Genomic DNA, 624 nt, shown 5'->3' on the forward strand with positions numbered 1-624 from the left:
CGCAGAAGGCGCTGATATTTCGGATCGTGCATCGGGATAATCTGGAATGGATCCTGACCCATGGCCTGTGGGCGGGGAATGGTCAGCAGCAAAACCCGCAATGGGTGCATATCGGGCTGCCGGAGCTGGTTGCCAAGCGCGCACGCCATCCGGTGCCGCTGGCTCCTTACGGCGTGTTGAATGACTATGTGCCCTTCTACTTCACGCCGTTTTCACCCATGCTCAGCAATATTCACTCGGGGCGCGGTGTTCCCCGGCGTGAAAATGATGAAATCTTGATCCTGGTTTCCAGCCTGCATCGCATGGCTGAACTGGGGCTACCAGGCCGAGGCCTTGATCCATCAACATTGCCCCATCGAGGCGTTGCTGGGCGTGGTGTGTTACAACGAAGAGATAAAGAACCGCGTGGAACAATGCATGAATCGGGTGGGGGTCGCGCGCCCCGTCTATGTCCGTGATGGGTGGTATTTCAGATGATTCGATATACAACAGGCAATCTGCTGGATGCTCCGGTGGAAGCACTGGTGAATACCGTCAACACCGTCGGTGTCATGGGCAAGGGGATCGCCTTGATGTTCAAGGAGCGGTTCCCGGCCAATATGCGTGCCTATGCCGAGGCGTGCA

At 57.1% G+C, this 624-nt stretch carries 2 protein-coding genes and 1 pseudogene; all 3 read left to right on the forward strand.

The window, feature by feature from the left end:
• Positions 1-26: 26 nt before the first annotated feature.
• Positions 27-245: pseudogene (locus AACR93_RS03800) on the forward strand (DarT ssDNA thymidine ADP-ribosyltransferase family protein); the annotation flags it as partial.
• A 127-nt stretch (positions 246-372) separates the two neighbouring features.
• Positions 373-477: a hypothetical protein gene (locus AACR93_RS03805; protein WP_323580162.1), complete on the forward strand. Its 105-nt coding sequence runs from the start codon at positions 373-375 to the stop codon at positions 475-477.
• Positions 474-624, forward strand: a 151-nt coding sequence (locus tag AACR93_RS03810) for a macro domain-containing protein (protein ID WP_197077990.1), incomplete at its 3' end; no start/stop codon positions are given. The genes AACR93_RS03805 and AACR93_RS03810, both read left to right, overlap by 4 nt.

Origin of the sequence: Aeromonas sp. L_1B5_3, assembly GCF_963866575.1 — a bacterium.
GTDB classification, from domain to species: Bacteria; Pseudomonadota; Gammaproteobacteria; order Enterobacterales; family Aeromonadaceae; genus Aeromonas; species Aeromonas jandaei.